12 protein-coding genes, 3 tRNA genes and 1 pseudogene are annotated in these 16,214 nt (G+C 70.7%); 4 read left to right on the forward strand and 12 right to left on the reverse strand.

Annotated features, from left to right (window positions below; all coding sequences use genetic code 11):
- The first annotated feature begins 1,084 nt into the window (after nucleotides 1-1,084).
- Nucleotides 1,085-2,345: pseudogene (locus FHX52_RS14960) on the forward strand (IS256 family transposase).
- Nucleotides 2,346-2,560: 215 nt separating this feature from the next.
- Here the strand turns inward: FHX52_RS14960 and FHX52_RS14965 are convergent.
- Nucleotides 2,561-2,637 (reverse strand) — tRNA-Phe (locus FHX52_RS14965).
- Nucleotides 2,638-2,934: 297 nt separating this feature from the next.
- Between FHX52_RS14965 and FHX52_RS14970 the strand changes: the two genes are divergently transcribed.
- Complete coding sequence (locus FHX52_RS14970; RefSeq protein WP_141823126.1) at nucleotides 2,935-3,537, forward strand: YceI family protein; 603 nt, start codon at nucleotides 2,935-2,937, stop codon at nucleotides 3,535-3,537.
- 151 nt (nucleotides 3,538-3,688) lie between these two features.
- Here the strand turns inward: FHX52_RS14970 and FHX52_RS14975 are convergent, their stop codons facing one another.
- From FHX52_RS14975 to FHX52_RS14985, 3 genes are all read right to left on the reverse strand, one after another.
- Complete coding sequence (locus tag FHX52_RS14975; protein ID WP_185747306.1) at nucleotides 3,689-4,222, reverse strand: hypothetical protein; 534 nt, start codon at nucleotides 4,220-4,222, stop codon at nucleotides 3,689-3,691.
- Nucleotides 4,223-4,415: 193 nt separating this feature from the next.
- Nucleotides 4,416-5,477, reverse strand: a complete 1,062-nt coding sequence (locus tag FHX52_RS14980; protein ID WP_141823127.1) for a M12 family metallopeptidase — start codon at nucleotides 5,475-5,477, stop codon at nucleotides 4,416-4,418.
- A gap of 187 nt (nucleotides 5,478-5,664) precedes the next feature.
- Nucleotides 5,665-6,735 carry a zinc-binding metallopeptidase family protein gene (locus FHX52_RS14985; protein WP_141823128.1) on the reverse strand — a complete coding sequence of 357 codons (1,071 nt, stop codon included), beginning with the start codon at nucleotides 6,733-6,735 and terminating at the stop codon, nucleotides 5,665-5,667.
- 101 nt (nucleotides 6,736-6,836) lie between these two features.
- Between FHX52_RS14985 and FHX52_RS14990 the strand changes: the two genes are divergently transcribed.
- Nucleotides 6,837-8,273, forward strand: coding sequence for a GuaB1 family IMP dehydrogenase-related protein (locus tag FHX52_RS14990; protein WP_141823129.1), 1,437 nt, complete (start codon nucleotides 6,837-6,839; stop codon nucleotides 8,271-8,273).
- A gap of 111 nt (nucleotides 8,274-8,384) precedes the next feature.
- Here the strand turns inward: FHX52_RS14990 and FHX52_RS14995 are convergent, their stop codons facing one another.
- Both FHX52_RS14995 and FHX52_RS15000 read right to left on the reverse strand, forming a co-directional pair.
- Nucleotides 8,385-9,659, reverse strand: a complete 1,275-nt coding sequence (locus tag FHX52_RS14995; protein ID WP_141823130.1) for a fatty acid desaturase family protein — start codon at nucleotides 9,657-9,659, stop codon at nucleotides 8,385-8,387.
- 18 nt (nucleotides 9,660-9,677) lie between these two features.
- Entirely contained in the window at nucleotides 9,678-10,760 is a 1,083-nt protein-coding gene (locus FHX52_RS15000) for a ferredoxin reductase (RefSeq protein ID WP_141823131.1), read from the reverse strand.
- 99 nt (nucleotides 10,761-10,859) lie between these two features.
- On the opposite strand from FHX52_RS15000, the gene FHX52_RS15005 reads away from it, so the two are divergent.
- Complete coding sequence (locus tag FHX52_RS15005; protein ID WP_484133174.1) at nucleotides 10,860-12,080, forward strand: PucR family transcriptional regulator; 1,221 nt, start codon at nucleotides 10,860-10,862, stop codon at nucleotides 12,078-12,080.
- 199 nt (nucleotides 12,081-12,279) lie between these two features.
- Here FHX52_RS15005 and FHX52_RS15010 read toward each other — a convergent pair whose 3' ends face one another.
- From FHX52_RS15010 to FHX52_RS15035, 6 genes are all read right to left on the reverse strand, one after another.
- Entirely contained in the window at nucleotides 12,280-13,245 is a 966-nt protein-coding gene (locus FHX52_RS15010) for a D-2-hydroxyacid dehydrogenase family protein (protein ID WP_141823132.1), read from the reverse strand.
- 60 nt (nucleotides 13,246-13,305) lie between these two features.
- A tRNA-Asp gene (locus FHX52_RS15015) sits at nucleotides 13,306-13,379 on the reverse strand.
- Nucleotides 13,380-13,420: 41 nt separating this feature from the next.
- A tRNA-Glu gene (locus FHX52_RS15020) sits at nucleotides 13,421-13,493 on the reverse strand.
- A gap of 115 nt (nucleotides 13,494-13,608) precedes the next feature.
- Nucleotides 13,609-14,655 carry a PHP domain-containing protein gene (locus FHX52_RS15025; protein WP_141823133.1) on the reverse strand — a complete coding sequence of 349 codons (1,047 nt, stop codon included), beginning with the start codon at nucleotides 14,653-14,655 and terminating at the stop codon, nucleotides 13,609-13,611.
- Between the two features lie 91 nt (nucleotides 14,656-14,746).
- Complete coding sequence (locus FHX52_RS15030) at nucleotides 14,747-15,658, reverse strand: hypothetical protein (protein WP_141823134.1); 912 nt, start codon at nucleotides 15,656-15,658, stop codon at nucleotides 14,747-14,749.
- Nucleotides 15,655-16,158: an RNA polymerase sigma factor gene (locus tag FHX52_RS15035; protein WP_141823135.1), complete on the reverse strand. Its 504-nt coding sequence runs from the start codon at nucleotides 16,156-16,158 to the stop codon at nucleotides 15,655-15,657. The genes FHX52_RS15030 and FHX52_RS15035 overlap by 4 nt, the downstream gene beginning before the upstream one ends.
- Nucleotides 16,159-16,214: the final 56 nt, after the last annotated feature.

The following is a 16,214-nucleotide window of genomic DNA, read 5'->3' on the forward strand; positions in this document are numbered from 1 at the left end:
GACGACCACAGGTTCGAAAGCCACGTGTGCATGCTGTTCGTCGGGCGTATGACGGACATGCGGTTCCCTGCCCGGCACCACATGGAGTCAGCACCGGATGCGCTGCTCTTCCCGGTCGAGGGACCCATGCGCGTCTCGAGCGGGGACGCGCCGAAGACGGGCGCCGGGTGCGACGCAACATCCAGAAGATTCTATTCCAGAAGCACCCTACGAGATGAAGCACCGCGAACTCCTCCGGCGCTCTTGGACCTGCCACCTGCCGCGCCCTCGCCGTCGAACTCGGTCGGTCTGCCCGGGCGTCGAGCGGCGCGTAGTGGGGCAACGGATCGCGGACTCCGGTGCGAGCGAGGATGTGCCATCAATAGGGCCGCTGTCGGCCGGCAAGCTGTCCGCCCAGATGGTCACGATCTCACGCCTGGGCAAGCAGTCTGCCGTCGCCCATAAGTTCATCGCGGGTTAGGGCCGCGGCTCAAGCGCGTGCCGGTCCTGGGTCCTGGTCACGACCTTCGCCGCCGTGGTGACCCCTGCGACAGCCACGGTGAGCGATCGCATCGGGTTCAGCTCGGCCAGACCTCCGGCAAGTCCCAAGCGTTCGTGACTTGGAAGGAGCTCGACCGGTCGGGCCGGCTCACCGGACTCTCCCCGACGGCTGCCGGAGCTCGGGCGGACTCGCCGCGCGGTCGGACTCCTCGACGCCGCGCCGGGCTCGCTCAGCACCGCCAGGCCATCGGCGAACCGGAGAAGAAGCGGCAGGATCCCGACGGTGGCCCGAGCCGAGCCGCCATCAAACAGAGGAAGGGCACTTGCTGGCTACTCCCCAGCAGCAAGGCCGCGCCAGCTTCCGAAGCAGCTACAGGAGGACGCCTTGTCTGATCTCCTGCACATGTGAGCGGTTGGGCTGCGTTCCGGCCGGCGCCAGGAGCTCGTGTGGTTGGGTGATGACACTCACTGCGTTAACGCGTGAGTTGAGTCCATCAGAGTGGTGTACGACGATCTCGGTGAGCGTGTCCTGCTGATGTAGGCGCGGCCACCGCTGTGATCCTTCGAGTGATCTCTCACAACCGACTCGAAGAAGGACACCACGATGACCGCTGGGCCCATTTTCGACCCCAACGTCTTCCTGCACGAGCAGCTGGCCCAGGCCAGCCCCGACCTGATGCGCGAGCTGCTCACCACGTTCATCAACGCCTTGCTGTCCGCGCAGGCTGACAGCGTGTGCGGCGCCGAGTACGGCACCCGCAACCCGGACCGGGTCACTTCCCGTAACGGCTACCGGCACCGCGACCTCGACACCCGCGCCGGCACCCTGGACGTGGCGGTCCCGAAGCTGCGCGAGGGGACGTTCTTCCCGGACTGGCTGCTGGAGCGGCACCGCCGGGCGGAGGCGGCGCTGACCACGGTCGTCGCGACCTGCTACCTGCTCGGGGTGTCGACTCGCCGGATGGACAAGCTCGTGCGGTCCTTGGGGATCACTGGCCTGTCCAAGTCGCAGGTGTCGGTGATGGCCCGCGACCTTGACGAGCAGGTCCCCCGCGTTCCGCACGAGGCCGTTGCACGACGGGCCGTACACGTTCGTCGCGGCCGACGCGTTGACGATGAAGGTCCGTGAGGCCGGCCGGGTCGTGAAAGTTGCGGTGATGGTCGCGACCGGCGTGAACGCCGACGGGTACCGGGAGGTCCTCGGGATCCACACCGCCACCACCGAATCCAGCGCCGGCTGGTTGTCGTTCTTCCGCGACCTGACCGCAAGAGGACTGTCCGGTGTCGCGATGGTCACCTCCGACGCGCACGCCGGCCTCGTCGAGGCGATCGGGGCGACGCTGCCGAACGCGTCCTGGCAACGGTGCCGCACCCACTACGCCGCGAACCTCATGTCCGTGACCCCGAAGAGCCAGTGAGGCTGGGTCAAGGCGTTGCTGCACTCGGTGTACGACCAGCCGAACGCCGACAGCGTGAACGGGCAGTTCGACCGGGTGCTGGAGGGCCTGTACGAGAAGCTCCCGCAGGTGGCTGAGCATCTCGAGCTGGCCCGGGCGGACATCCTCGCCTTCACCCTCTTCCCGAAAGAGATCTGGCGTCAGATCTGGAGCAACAACCCGAACGAGCGGCTCAACCGGGAAATCCGGCGTCGGACCGACGTCGTGGGCATCTTCCCGAACCGCGAGGCCGTGATCCGGCTCGTCGGCGCCGTCCTGGCCGAGCAGCACGACGAGTGGGCCGAACAACGCCGCTACCTCGGCCTGGAGGCCCTGAAGAACGCCCGAGCCGTCCTCACCGCCCGCACCACCAACACCCAGCCCGAGGAGGTCTCGGCCGACCTGATCGCCGACGCGATCAACGCCTAAACCAACAACCCCGACGGATCACCGTCGTACACCACCGATCCGGACTTGACCAACGCGTGTTCTCTTGACGCCAAGCTTTCGTGCAACGAGTCGTGCAACGAACCGCGGTAAAGAGGGGTCCGCAGGGGGCCCTCGCGGTCATTTCGACATCGAAGCAGGGGCGCGCACGAATCTACAGAACCGCAGGTCAAGGGCACTTGACCTGCGGTTTCGGGTGGTGGCCAGGGGCGGGATCGAACCGCCGACCTTCCGATTTTCAGTCGGACGCTCGTACCAACTGAGCTACCTGGCCGTGAACAACGAGTGGAACTATAGCCGACCCTGCCGCCCACCTCGCAAACGCGCCCGCGGACCGGAGCGCCCCCACGTCTCGCACCCCGACGACCCGGCGCCCTGTGGCCCAGTCCGCCGCGTCCCACCACCGTCCGTGGACGCTGGGTGTGCGTGAGGGCCCGACGTGCGAGAGGGTAAGAGACGGCATACGACTGCTGTCGCGCCCGTGACCCCTCCGAAGGTCATGAAATGTTCAACCACCTGGCCGACGTGACAGAATGTCGACGTTGACACCGATGAGCAGGGGAGTGACCGCATGACCGACAAAGGTTCCGCACTGAGTGGGGACTGGGACTTCGACCCGGCACACACCCGCATCGGGTTCTCTGCGCGGCACGCCATGGTCACGACCGTCCGCGGGTCGTTCAACGACGTGACCGGCCGGTTCTACGCAGACCTCGACACGATGGACAAGTCCTACGCCGAGGTCACGCTCAAGGCTGCGAGTGTCGACACCCGCAACCAGCAGCGCGACGACCACCTGCGCAGCCCCGACTTCTTCGACGTCGAGAAGTGGCCCGACATCCGCTTCGTGAGCACGCAGATCGAGGAGGTCGAGGAGAACGCCTTCATGGTCTCCGGAGACCTGACGATCCGCGACGTCACGAAGCCTGTGACGATCCCGCTCGAGCTGATCGGGGTCCAGACCGATGCGTTCGGCGCCCTGCGCGCGGGCTTCGAGGGCTCGCGCCGCATCAACCGCCGCGACTTCGGGCTCGAGTGGAACATGCCGCTCGACGCGGGCGGCCTGCTCGTCTCCGAGAAGATCTCGCTCGAGTTCGAGATCTCCGCCATCAAGCGCGGCAGCGACGAGAGCGCCGACCAGGCCGGCGGCGAGGGCAACGAGTCCGAGGGCTGAGGCCAGCCCCACCAGACGCCAGAGGGCCGACCCCATCGGGGTCGGCCCTCTGTCATGTGCCACGGCACCGTGGAGGTATGCCGTGTGCCGGGCTCCGCGACCAGGCCCGCGACCGCGCCCGGGGGCGTGCCACACGCCCACAGGCAGCAGCTCAGGCCGCGGGGCCCTTGCTCGCGACGTCCGCGACGTGCTCCATCGCCTCGCGCAGCTCCCCGAGCCAGTCGCCCTCGTGCTGGCCGACGAGCTTGACGCACCACGCGAGCGCATCGGCCCGCGACCGGGCGACGCCGGCGTCGACGAGCGTGTCGAGCACGAGCCGCTCGGGCTGGCGCAGGCGCGTCATCGCGGGCGCGGCCACGTGGGTGAAGAGCTCGACCCGGTCGCCGACCCGAACGGCCCACGACACCTTGCGGTCGAAGCGGTGCTCGGCCTCGCGGGCGATCTCGATGCGCCGGCTGCGCGTGTCCTCGCGGAACGCCTTGGCCCGTCCGGCCCTTGCCTCAGCGCGTGCGGCGTCGCTCGTGCCGTCGGGCAGGTCCACGTCGCCGATGGTGAGCACGACCGTGATCTCCTCGCGGTCGACCGTCACCCGGGGCGCGGTCGACTCGTCGTCGCCACGCCACTCCTCGGGCAGGCGGCCGAGGAACCAGCCGCGCACCCGCTCCTGTGCCTCATTGGTAATCATGTAATCAGGATTACTCGATTACACGCCAACGTCAACGATGTTCGCCGTGGACGAACGCCGCGCCGGAGCGCGCCGGCCACCCGTGGCGGAGCGCGCCGGCCACCCGTGGCGGAGCGCGCCGGCCACCCGCGCCAGAGCGCGCCGGCCACCCGTGGCGGAGCGGCAGGCCGGCGCGCAGTCCTCCGGCGAACCGCTACCCCTGCCTCACCCGGATCGTGTAGCTGCCCGTCCCGGCGTGCGAGTAGTGCCGCACCTGCGCGAGGTACCGCCCCGGCCCGAGGGCCCGGCGGATCTTCGCGTTGCGGCCGTAGCCGCTGTCGTCGTCCTCGGCGATGAGCGCGGTCGGGCTGTCCGGCCCGTAGAGCTTGAGGTAGACGTCGGTCGTCCCACGGGTCGCGAGCTCGTAGAGCCCGTCGCTCGCCACGTCGAAGGAGTAGAGGTCCTCCTCGCCCGGGGCGCCGATCGCGCCGGACACCTTGGGCCCGCCGACGACGAGCGTCGGGGCGTCGCCGACGACCGGGGCCGTCCGCGGATACATGCTCGCACCGGAAACGAAGGACTTGTCGAGCGTCGACAGCACGTCGTTGGCGTGCGTCGCGACCCCGTTGAGCGTCCACGACGCCGGGAACGCGTAGAGCATGATCGAGTCGGGGTCGAACTGCGTCCCCTTGATCTGGTCGACCGCGTACTTCATGAAGACGTTGTGCCGCACCTTCGCCGCGTCCCACCGGTTCGGCGGCCCCGCGAGCGCCGCGATGACGACCGGCTCGTTCCACTGGATGCCGCCGAGCGGGCTGGAGTGCTCGTGCGCGAGACCGATCGCGTGGCCGAACTCGTGCCCAGCCGTGCCGCCGTCGAGGAAGCCGAGGTTCATCGTCGGCTGGTCGGCCGGGATCCCCTTGCAGTCGGTGCCGACGTAGGACCAGGCGCCGTCGCCCGGGTCGAACGTGATGCGGATGTCGGCCGCCGTGTGCTGGCCGAAGTCGAAGCTGATGTTGCACGCCTGCTCCCACCAGGCCGCCTGGGCCCGCGCCGTCGCTTGCTCGGCCGGGGTGCCGCCGCTGAAGCTCACCGTGAGGCGCGTCCCGTTGGGCCACGACTTGCCGATGGGCGAGATGGCGCGGTCGCCGCCGTCCGGCCCCCGCTCGCGCCGGTGCGGGCGCAGCAGGTCCTTCGGCAGGATCCGGTCGAAGCACACGTGCGGAGCGGCGTCCGTCGTAGCCGTGTGAGTGCTCTCTCGTGTCGTCTCTGACATTGCCCGTCCCCTTCGAACTCGGCGCGAGGATGCGCCTTCTCCAACTGTCCTCGCGTCACGTCGCCGCCACAGCCAAACCGCGGTATGCCGTCCGCCTCGCCGGGCGACACACCTCAGCCGCGCGGCCGGCGGGGGTATGCCGTGTGCCCGGCCCCACGGCATACGCGCGGTGGCGTGGGAGTCCGGCTCAGCCGCGGCGGACGAGGTCGTGCACGAACGCGAGCTTGGCGATGACGGTCTCGCTCAGCACGAAGGGGTAGAGGTCGTCGTGACCCATGCTGCGGTTGGAGGCGTTGAGGGCGTAGGAGAGCGGCAGCCAGTGGGCGATGAGCGACTCCATCGTCGGCAGCTCGCTCGGCGCGTCGACCGGCCGCGTGCGCAGGTGCTGGGCCTTGGCGTCGACGACGTCGGCGCCCTCGACGACGATGCCGTAGGAGGCCGCGGTCTGGATCGAGTCGGTGATGTGCAGGTAGTGCGCGAAGGTCTCGGCCCAGTCCTCCCACGGGTGCGACGTCGCGTACTCGCTGACGTACGAGCTGCGCCAGTCGGCGGGCGGCCCGTCGTCGTAATGCTTTTCGAGCGCATCGGCGTAGTCGGCACGCTCGTCGCCGAAGAGCTCACGGAAGGCTGCGAGCGAGTCCTCTCCCCGCTCCCACGCCCGGCGCGAGCCCTGGTCGCGCACCCAGCCCACGTCGGGGACGGCGCCGTCGACGAGCACCTGCCAGTAGTAGTGCCCGGTCTCGTGGCGCAGGTGGCCGAGCATCGTGCGGTAGGCCTCGCCCATCTGCAGGCGCATCGCCTCGAGCTTTGCGTCGTTGCCCTCGGCGAGGTCGATCGTCACCACGCCGTCGGCATGACCGGTGATGACGGACTCGTCGCGGCTCGAGAGCAGCTCGAAGGCGACCCCGGCCGGGTCGTCGTCGAGCGACACCACGGGCAGCACGAGGTCGAGCAGCTGATAGATGAGGCGCCGCTTGGCCGACTCGGTCTTGGCCCACGCCGCGAGGCCCTCGCTGTCCGCGTCGTTCGGCCGCTTGCGGGTCAGCCGGCACGAGAGGCACAGCTGCCCGGAGTGGTCGACGAGCCACTGGCAGCCGGCCGCCGCGAGGTTGGCGCAGGCCACCGCCGACCCGTCGGACGGCACCGGCACGAGCGCCATCCGGGGCATCGAGAAGCCCTGGTCGGTGCCACAGGTGACACACACCGAGTTCTCGAAGCCGAGCAGGCTCGAGCAGACCGCGCACGCGAAGGCTCTCATCGGACCGACCGTAGGCGACCTGCGTTTCGGGCACGTGAACGGCGCCGTCGGCGGGGTCGGCTAGGCGGCGGCGACAGCGGCCCCACGTAGACTCAGCCCTCGTGCAGTTCCTCAACGGTCTCCAGCCCCAGCTCGACCTCACCTACGACGACGTCTTCATGGTGCCGAGCCGGTCGTCGGTCACGAGTCGCCTCGACGTCGACCTCTCGACGTCCGACGGCTCGGGCACGACGATCCCGCTCGTCGTCGCCAACATGACCGCCATCGCCGGCCGTCGCATGGCCGAGACGGTGGCCAGGCGCGGTGGTATCACGGTCATCCCGCAGGACATCCCGCTCGAGGTCGTGCGCGACGTCATCGGCTGGGTCAAGCAGCGCCATCTCGTCCACGACACGGCGATCACCCTCGAGCGCCACCTCACGGCGGGTGAGGCGCTCGTCCTGCTGCAGAAGCGCGCCCACGGCGCCGCCATCGTCGTCGACGGCGCGAAGCCGGTCGGCATCGTCACCGAGAAGGACCTCACCGGCGTCGACCGCTTCACCCAGGTCAAGGACGTCATGGGCCAGGAGATGGTCGTCCTGCCCGACGACATCGACCCGCAGGAAGCCTTCGAGCGCCTGCTCGCCGCCCGCCGGCGCGTGGCCCCCGTCGTGTCGGCCCACGGCGAGCTCGTCGGCATCCTCACCCGTGGCGGCGCGCTGCGGGCCGGTCTCTACGACCCTGCCGTCGACGGCTCCGGGCGGCTGCGCGTCGCCGCCGCGGTCGGCATCAACGGTGACGTCGCGGCCAAGGCCGCTGAGGTGCTCGACGCCGGCGCCGACGTGCTCGTCATCGACACGGCGCACGGCCACCAGGACAAGATGCTCGACGCGCTGAGAGCGGTGCGCGACCTGTCGCCGACGGTCCCCGTGGTCGCCGGCAACGTCGTCTCGGCCGCCGGCACCCGCGAGCTCATCGACGCCGGCGCCGACATCGTCAAGGTCGGGGTCGGCCCGGGTGCGATGTGCACGACCCGCATGATGACGGCTGTGGGTCGCCCGCAGTTCTCCGCGGTGCTCGAATGTGCCACTGCCGCAAAGGAGCTCGGCAAGCATGTCTGGGCCGACGGCGGTGTGCGTCACCCGCGCGATGTCGCCCTCGCCCTGGCCGCCGGCGCCAGCAACGTCATGATCGGCTCCTGGTTCGCCGGCACCCTCGAGTCGCCCGGCGACCTCTACACCGACAACGACGGCCGGCAGTACAAGGAGTCCTTCGGCATGGCCAGCTCGCGGGCGGTGCGCGGTCGCACGGCCAGCGACACGGCATACGACCGGGCGCGCAAGTCGCTCTTCGAGGAGGGCATCAGCTCGGCGCGCATGTATGTCGACCCCGCTCGCCCCTCCGTCGAGGACGTCATCGACGAGATCATCGCCGGGCTGCGCAGCAGCTGCACGTATGCCGGTGCGCGCACTCTCGAGGAGTACCACGAGCGGGCGATCGTCGGGCTCCAGAGCACGGCCGGCTTCGCCGAGGGCCGCCCCCTCCACACGTCCTGGTAGGCGGCGCCCTCCGCTGGGCGGGGGCGCGATGCCCGGCGTGATGCGACGCCGGATGGTCTGCGTCAGACGGGGGTGGTCACCCCCACCTGACGCAGACCATGAGGCACACCATCAAGCGGTGACCGGCGGCGCGGCGTTGAGGGCCGCCTTGGGCAGGCCACGGCCGACGAGCCTGCCACGCTGGCCCTTCGGCGGTAGAGCGAGGCGGAAGACCTTGGCCCACGCCTGGCCGACCTGACGGTGCATCGGGCCGGTCGTGTAGGGCAGGCCGTAGCGCTCGCAGATCTCGCGCACCTCGACCGCGACCTCGGCGTAGCGGTTGCTCGGCAGGTCGGGGAAGCAGTGGTGCTCGATCTGGTGGCTGAGGTTGCCCGTCATGAGGTGCATGAGCTTGCTGCCCGAGATGTTGGCCGAGCCGAGCGTCTGGCGGATGTACCAGTCGCCTCGCGTCTCGCCCTCGATCTCCTCCTCGGTGAAGGTGTCGACCCCGTCGGGGAAGTGCCCGCAGAAGATGACCGAGTGCGCCCAGACGTTGCGGATCGCGTTGGCGGTGAAGGTGCCGACGAGCGCCTGCTTGCCCGAGCCGAAGACGGCCGCGGCCGCCGGCGTCGCGACGTAGTCCTTGGTGAACTGTCGCACGACCTTGCGGCCCATGGCCTTGAGGTCCTTCTTCAGGTCGTCGGTCGACTTCTCGCCGTCCTTGACCGCCTCGAGCTCGAGGTCGTAGATCGCGATGCCCCACTCGAAGAAGGGCGCGAGCACCATGTTGTAGAGCGGGTTCCCGAGGTTGCCGGGGTGCCAGGGCTGGGCCTCGTCCATACGCAGGATGGAGTAGCCCACGTCCTTGTCCTTGCCCAGCACGTTGGTCCACGTGTGGTGCAGGTCGTTGTGCGTGTGCTTCCACGCGGCGGCCGGCGTGACGAAGTCCCACTCCCAGGTCGTGCTGTGAATGTCGGGGTCGCGCATCCAGTCCCACTGGCCGTGGAGCACGTTGTGCCCGATCTCCATGTTCTCGAGGATCTTCGCGACCGAGAGCATGGCCGTGCCGGCGACGAACGCTGTCTTCCTGCGCGACAGCAGCAGGGTGGCGCGGCCGGCGATCTCGAGCGTGCGCTGCACCTTGATGACCCGCCGGATGTAAGCCGCGTCCGCGGCGCCGCGCGAGGCGATGATGCGGTCGCGGATCGCGTCGAGCTCACGCCCGAGCTGCTCGACATCGGCGTCGCTGAGGTGGGCTGCCGCGTGCGGGCGGGCCGCGGGGTGGCCCGTGGCCGCGAGGACCGGCTTCCTCGGGCGGATGCCGGTCGCACCGTCAGCGCCCTCGGCGGGTCCGGCGTCGGCGGGGTCTGCCGTCGGGGTGGTCGACCTGTTCACTGTCGTGGTCATGTCGGGCGATGTCCTATCTCAGATGTCCAGGTTGACGGGTCCGGCTGCGGCGTTGACGCAGGTCTGGATGAGCTCGCCCTCGTCGCCGTGCACCTCGCCGGTGCGCAGGTCGCGCACCTTGCCGGCGACGAGCGGGATGAGGCAGCTCCGGCAGATGCCCATGCGGCATCCGCTCGGCATGACGACCCCGCACTCCTCACCGGCGTCGAGGAGGGGGACGTCGCCGTCGACCTCCACCTCCTTGTCCGACTTTTCGAAGGTCACGAGCCCGCCTTCGCCGCCCGTTCCCGGGAGCAGGGCGGTGGCGAAACGCTCGATCGTGAGGTTCTCGTGGGTGTCGTCGTGGCCGTCACGCAGCCACAGCTCGGTCGCCGCGTCGAGGAAGTCAGCCGGACCGCAGGCGTATGCCGCCCGGTCGCGCCAGTCGGGGCAGAGCGTCTCGAGGTCGGTCGCGTCGCCGAGGTCGAGGCGGCGGGCCGGTGCGCCGGTGCCGGAGTCGCGGGTGAACCAGTGCTTGACGGTCAGTCCGGGGAACTGGTCGGCGAGCTCGAGCAGCTCGTCGTGGAAGAGCGCGTCAGCGGGAGTGCGGGCCGAGTGGATGAGCACGACGTCGGCGTCGGGTCGGCGCGGCACAAGGGTGCGGATCATCGACATGACCGGGGTGAGGCCGCTGCCGGCGGTGAGCATGAGCAGCGGCCGCGGGTGCTCGGGCAGCGTGAAGTCGCCCTGCGGGGTGTCGAGGAAGAGGATGTCGCCGACCCTGGTGTCGCGCGCGAGAGCGGTCGAGACGACGCCGATCGCGGTGACCGTGATCGCGGGGTCGTGACCCGCGGCGGCCGACAGCGAGTAGCTGCGCCAGTGGCGCACGCCGTCGATCTCGACACCGACGCGCGCCCACTGACCGGCGGCGTGGGGGTTCCAGCCTCGGCCCGGACGGAAGTGGATAGTCGTCGAGTCGGGGGTCTCTCGCACGACCTTCGTCACGACGCCACGAAGCTGCCGCGACGAGGAGAGCGGGTTGACCAGTCCGAGGATGTCCTCGGGGGCCAGCGGGGTCGTCAGCAGCGACGCCACCCGCCGGAGCACTCTGATCTGGGCCATGCAACCATCATCGCCCCCGAAAGCCCCTGACGTCTTGGGGCGGCGCGTAGTCTTTGGGGTGAGAATCTGTTGTCTCGGGATAGAAAGCAGGAGGGCAATGTGGTCCAGACCACGTCAGACCCCCCGTGGTTGTCTCTCCCGGCCGAAATCAGCACTGTGCTCCGTCCGGTCGTGCGTGACATCGTCGAGGCCATCATCGAGGGCATCCCCCGTGGCGTGCCCGTCTATGCGATGCCGATGGAGGGCCGCTTCGGCCAAGGCGTCCGGCAGGGCGTGACCGTCGCCCTCAACCGCTTCCTCGACCTGCCCGGCACCCGGCTCGACGCGCTCTCGCCCGACGGCAAGTGGATCTACGAGAGCCTCGGCCGCGGGGAGGTGCGCTCGGGGCGCAGCCTCGAGTCCCTCCTTGCCGCCTACCGCTACGGCGCCCGGGTGACCTTCCGCGCCATCTCGCGGCTCGTCGACGTCTCGCAGATGTCTCCCGACGTGCTGCTCTCCCTGGGGGAGTCGCTCTTCGCCTACATCGACGAGATCTCGGCGGCCAGCGCGCAGGGGTATGCGCAGGAGCAGTCCGAGCGCGCGGGCGAGCAGCAGCGGCTGCGAGCCGAGCTGCTCGAGATGCTGCTGCGCGGCGACTCGAGCGACGGAGGCCCGGCTCGGCTCGCCGCCGCCGTCGGCTGGACCCTGCCCGAGTCGGTCGTCGTCGCCCTCGTGCCCTTCCCCCACGTCGAGGGGCTGCGCGCGGGGCTCGGACCCGAGGGTCTGGTGGCCGAGCGCGGCACCGACGTCGTCGTCGTCTTCCCCTCCAGCTCCGGGTTGCGGCGCCGTCGCGAGCTCGAACGCGCTCTCGCCGGCCGCCGCGCCGTCGTCGGGCCGCCGCGGCCCTGGCAGCAGGCGGGGGAGTCGCTCCAGCTCGCGACCTCGGCGGGCGCCCACGGCATCGGCCGCCCGCTCGACGCCGAACCCGGCGGGGCTGTGGGGGCGGTGGGGGCGGTGGGGGCCGGCGCCACGGTGTGGGTCGAGGACCACCTCGCCGAGCTCGTCGTGCGGGCCGAACCGCTGGCGACGGACGACCTCGCTCGCCGGCGCCTGGCCCCGCTGGAGGGCCTGCGGCCGCTCGTGCGTGCCCGGCTCACCGAGACCCTCCTGTCGTGGCTGCGTCACCAGGGACAGCGGACGCCGATCGCCGACGAGCTCTTCGTGCACCAGCAGACCGTCGGCTACCGGGTCGCCCAGCTCAAGCAGATCTTCGGCGACGACCTCGACGACCCCGAGGTGCGCTTCGAGCTCGAGCTGGTCCTCCGGGCCGGCCACCGCTGAGCCCAGCGGAGGGGGCCTCGGGGCGGGCCTGAGAGCCGAGCGGACCGGGGGTGTCGGCGGGCCCGCTGAGCCGAGCGGGCGGCATACGCCCTCGGCTAGGCGTTCGCGCAACACACCGAGAAACCGTCAACCCCACGAGGTATGCCGCGTGGGGTTGACGACTGCTCGGTGTGTTGCTGGGCCGGGGCGCGGCGCCGGGTCAGAGGAGGCGGATCGGGGCGCCGTCGAGGAAGGCGACGATGTCGTCGACAACTCCAGCGAAGAACGTCGCGTAGACGTCCTCGGTGACGTAGCCGAGGTGTGGTGTGAGCAGTGTGCGGGGCGCGGTCCGGAGCGGGTGGTCGACCGGCAGCGGCTCCTCGTCGAAGACGTCGAGGCCGACGCCGCCGAGGTGCCCGGCGTCAAGGGCGGCGACGAGAGCGGCCTCGTCGATGATCGGCCCGCGTGAGGTGTTGACGAGCAGCGCGTCGGGACGCATGAGGCCCAGCTCTCGGTGCGAGAGGAGCCCGCGGGTGCCCTCGCCGAGCACGAGGTGGATCGACACGACGTGCGAGGCGGCGAGCAGGTCGTCGAGCCCGACCGCCCGTGCTCCAGCGGCTGCCGCCCGCTCGTCGGTGAGATGGGGGCTCCAGGCGATGACGTCCATGCCGAAGGCGCGCCCGACCGCGGCCACCTGGCTGCCGAGGCGTCCCACGCCGAGCAGTCCGAGCGTGCGACCTGCGAGGTCGGTGCCGACCGTCGTCTGCCAACCACCCGTGCGCACGGCGGTCGCCTCGGTCACGAGGTGCCGCGCGAGGCCGAGGATGAGCGCCCAGGTGAGCTCGGCGGGAGCCGACGCGCGGCTCTCCGTGCCACTGACGGTGATGCCTGCAGCAGCGGCCGCCGCCAGGTCGATGCTCGCGTTACGACGACCCGTCGTCACGACGAGACGAAGGCGGGGGAGCCGGCCGAGCACCTCGGCCGGCAACGGGGTGCGCTCGCGCATGACGACGACCGCGTCGACGTCGGCGAGACGCCCGACGAGTGCGTCGGTCTCGCTGACGTGGTCGCGGAAGACGACGACCGTGCACGGCTCCCCGGTGGGTCCGGTGCGCGAGGTCACGGGCGACCAGTCGGCACTCGTGAGGGCCACACCCTGGTAGTCGTCGAGCACCGCGATCCGCATCCGCCCACCCTAGAACGCCGAAAGCGCCGCTCTCGCTGAGAGCGGCGCTTCCGTGTGAAGCGACCCCGACCGGGCTCGAACCGGCGACCTCCGCCGTGACAGGGCGGCGCGCTAACCAACTGCGCTACGGGGCCTTACTGGTGGTGCTTGTCGTGCTGGGTGGAACTGTACTGCGTATCCCCAACGGGATTCGAACCCGTGCTGCCGCCGTGAAAGGGCGGAGTCCTAGGCCGCTAGACGATGGGGACCGGCCCGACCATTCCGTTTGGGACGTCGAAACTATATGGTCTGCGAGGTCGCCCGACCAAATCGGCCGCGATCCGGCCCTTTTCACGCTCCTTCCACGCTCGTCCCACGCGTGGATCAGCCCTTGGCCCACGCCCGCACGTCGTCGACGGGCCACGTCGTGACGATGCGCTCGGCGGCGATGCCGAGTCGTTCGGCGCGCTCGCAGCCGAGCGACTTCATGTCGAGCTGCCCGGGCGCGTGCGCGTCGGAGTCGATCGTGAAGAGGCAGCCGAGGTCCCGGGCGAGCTCGATGAGCTCGTCGGGCGGGTCGCACCGCTCGGGCCGCGAGTTGATCTCGACGGCGACGTCGTGCTCGAGGCAGGCGCGGAAGACCTTCTCGGCGTCGAACTGCGACGGCGGCCGCTTGCCCCGGCCGCCCGTGACGAGCTGGCCCGTGCAGTGGGCGAGGACGTTGGTGTGCGGGTTGCGCACGGCCGCGACCATGCGCGGCGTCATCTCGAACGACGGCTGGCGCAGCTTGGAGTGGATCGACGCGGTGACGACGTCGAGCTGGTCGAGCATGTCGTCGTCCTGGTCGAGCGTGCCGTCGAGGTGGATGTCGACCTCGATGCCCTTGAGGAGCGTGAAGGCGTCGCCGAGGCTCGTGTTGATCGCCTCGACGCGCATCAGCTGGTCGGTGAGGCGCTCGCGGCTCAGGCCGTTGGCGACGGTGAGCCGGGGCGAGTGGTCGGTCAGGGCCATCCACTCCTGCCCGAGCTCGACGGCTGCCAGCACCATCTCCTCGATCGGGCTGCCCCCGTCGCTCCAGTTGGAGTGGGCGTGCAGGTCACCGCGCAGCGCGGCATACAGCTCGGCGCCCCCGGTCGTCAGGGGAGCCCCGTGCTTCTCCTCCGCCGAGGCGAGGTAGGCCGGCATGACGCCGCGGACGGCCTGCCCGATGATGGCGGCGCTGGAGTCGCCGATTCCCTTGATCTGCTTGAGAGTTCCGGCCTCGACGCGCTCGCGGAGCTCGTCCTCCGGGATGAGCGTGATCGCCTCGCTCGCCTTGCGGAAGGCGTCGACGCGATAGCTGCTCTCGCGCCCTCTCTCGAGCAGGAAGCAGATGCGTCGCAGCGCCTCCTGGGGGCTCATCGGCGCCTGCGGCGGGGTCGGCTGCTCCATGTCGGCAGCCTAGCCAGCGGGTCCGACGCCGGAGCGCCCTCATGCCGGAGCGGGCGAGCGCTCGCCCGCTCGCGCGCGGTGGCCCGGCGGCCTAGCGCTGCGGCGTCGAGAGGGTGCCGTCCGGCAGCTTGCCCGTGTCGGCGGCCACCTCGACGGAGACGAGGTCCGGCCCGTAGTGCCGCGCCAGGACCCCGGGGTCGAGGCCCTCGACGGCCGCCACGACGACCCGGTCGCTGCGCCCGTCGATGCGCACGCCGGTGATGTCGACGCCTTGCGCCCGCCACTGGGGAGCGTCGGCGACGATCTGGTCGAGGACGGCGCGCTTGGCGGCGTACGAGTGGGTGACGGTCCTGAACTCCACGTCGCCGGGCGACGGCATCGCGTCGGTGACGAGCGCCTCGAGCGCCGGGTCGGTTCGCGTGACCGTCACGACGATGCGGTCCGTGCCGTCGCCCGCGGCATACGCGCCGGCGAAGACGTCGGCGAACTCCGTCACGAGGCGCGGCTCGACGGTCTCGAATGCCGTGCGCTGCGGCGTCGTCGGCCCGGTGAACCACGCCGACCCGTCCTGGGCGCCCGAGACGCCCCCGGGCGCACTCGGCAGGCTCGGCGCCGTCGGTATGCCGGTCGGCAGGCTCGTCGGGAGCAGCCCCGCACCGGTGTCACCGCCGGTCGCTGCGCCCTTGTCAGCGCCCGCGGCGTCGCTGACGGCGCGCTCCTCCATGGCGGAGCCGGCGCTCGTGCTCGACCCCGCGCCCTGCTGCCCGACCACCCAGGCGCCGCCGACCGCACCGACGACGACGACGGCAGCGGCAGCGCCGAGCAGCCCGTTGCGGCGGCGTGACGTGCGGGCGCGTCCTCGCAGGAGGGCGCGCTGCGCGAAGAGGTCGTCGCGAGGGGGCTCGAGGTCGTCCACGGCACCCAGCACCTTTCGCAGTCGGTCGCCGCCGTCCTCGGGCTGGTTGGGCCCAGAGGCCGGGAGGCGGGTCGGGTCGTCGGTCATGTCGCTGCTCCTGCCCCGGTGAGCGGTGGTTCGGCGAGCCGGTCACGCAGGGCCGCGAGGCCGCGGTGGACGTGGCTCTTGATGGTGCCCTCGGCCACCCCCGTGCACTCCGCGATCTGGGGCACCGTGAGGTCCTCCCAGAAGCGGAGCACGAGGACGGCGCGCTGCTTCTCGGGCAGGTCGGCGAGCAGGGCGGTGAGGGTCATCGCGAGCTCGCGGTCGTGGTCGGAGGTGGCTGGCTCCGGTGGGGCGTCGGTGAGGACCTCGCGCTTCCGCTTGCGCTGGTCGTTGAGATAGAGGTTGAGCATGGTGCGCCTCGTGTAGGCCGTCTCGGCGCCCGTCGTGATGCGGGGCCAGGCGACGTACACCCGGGCGAGAGCCTCCTGGACGAGCTCGTCGCCGTCGGCCCAGTTGCCGCAGAGCAGGAAGGCGCGTCGGCGCAGCAGCGTCTGCCGCTCGTCGACGAACGCGCGGAAGGCCGCTTCGTCCCTTCGCCTCATCTGCTCCCCGCCGGGTGTCGTGGTGTGTGTGGGGCCGTGGTTGGTCGTGTGGTGTT

Source organism: Humibacillus xanthopallidus, assembly GCF_006717145.1.
Lineage (GTDB): Bacteria > Actinomycetota > Actinomycetes > Actinomycetales > Dermatophilaceae > Humibacillus > Humibacillus xanthopallidus.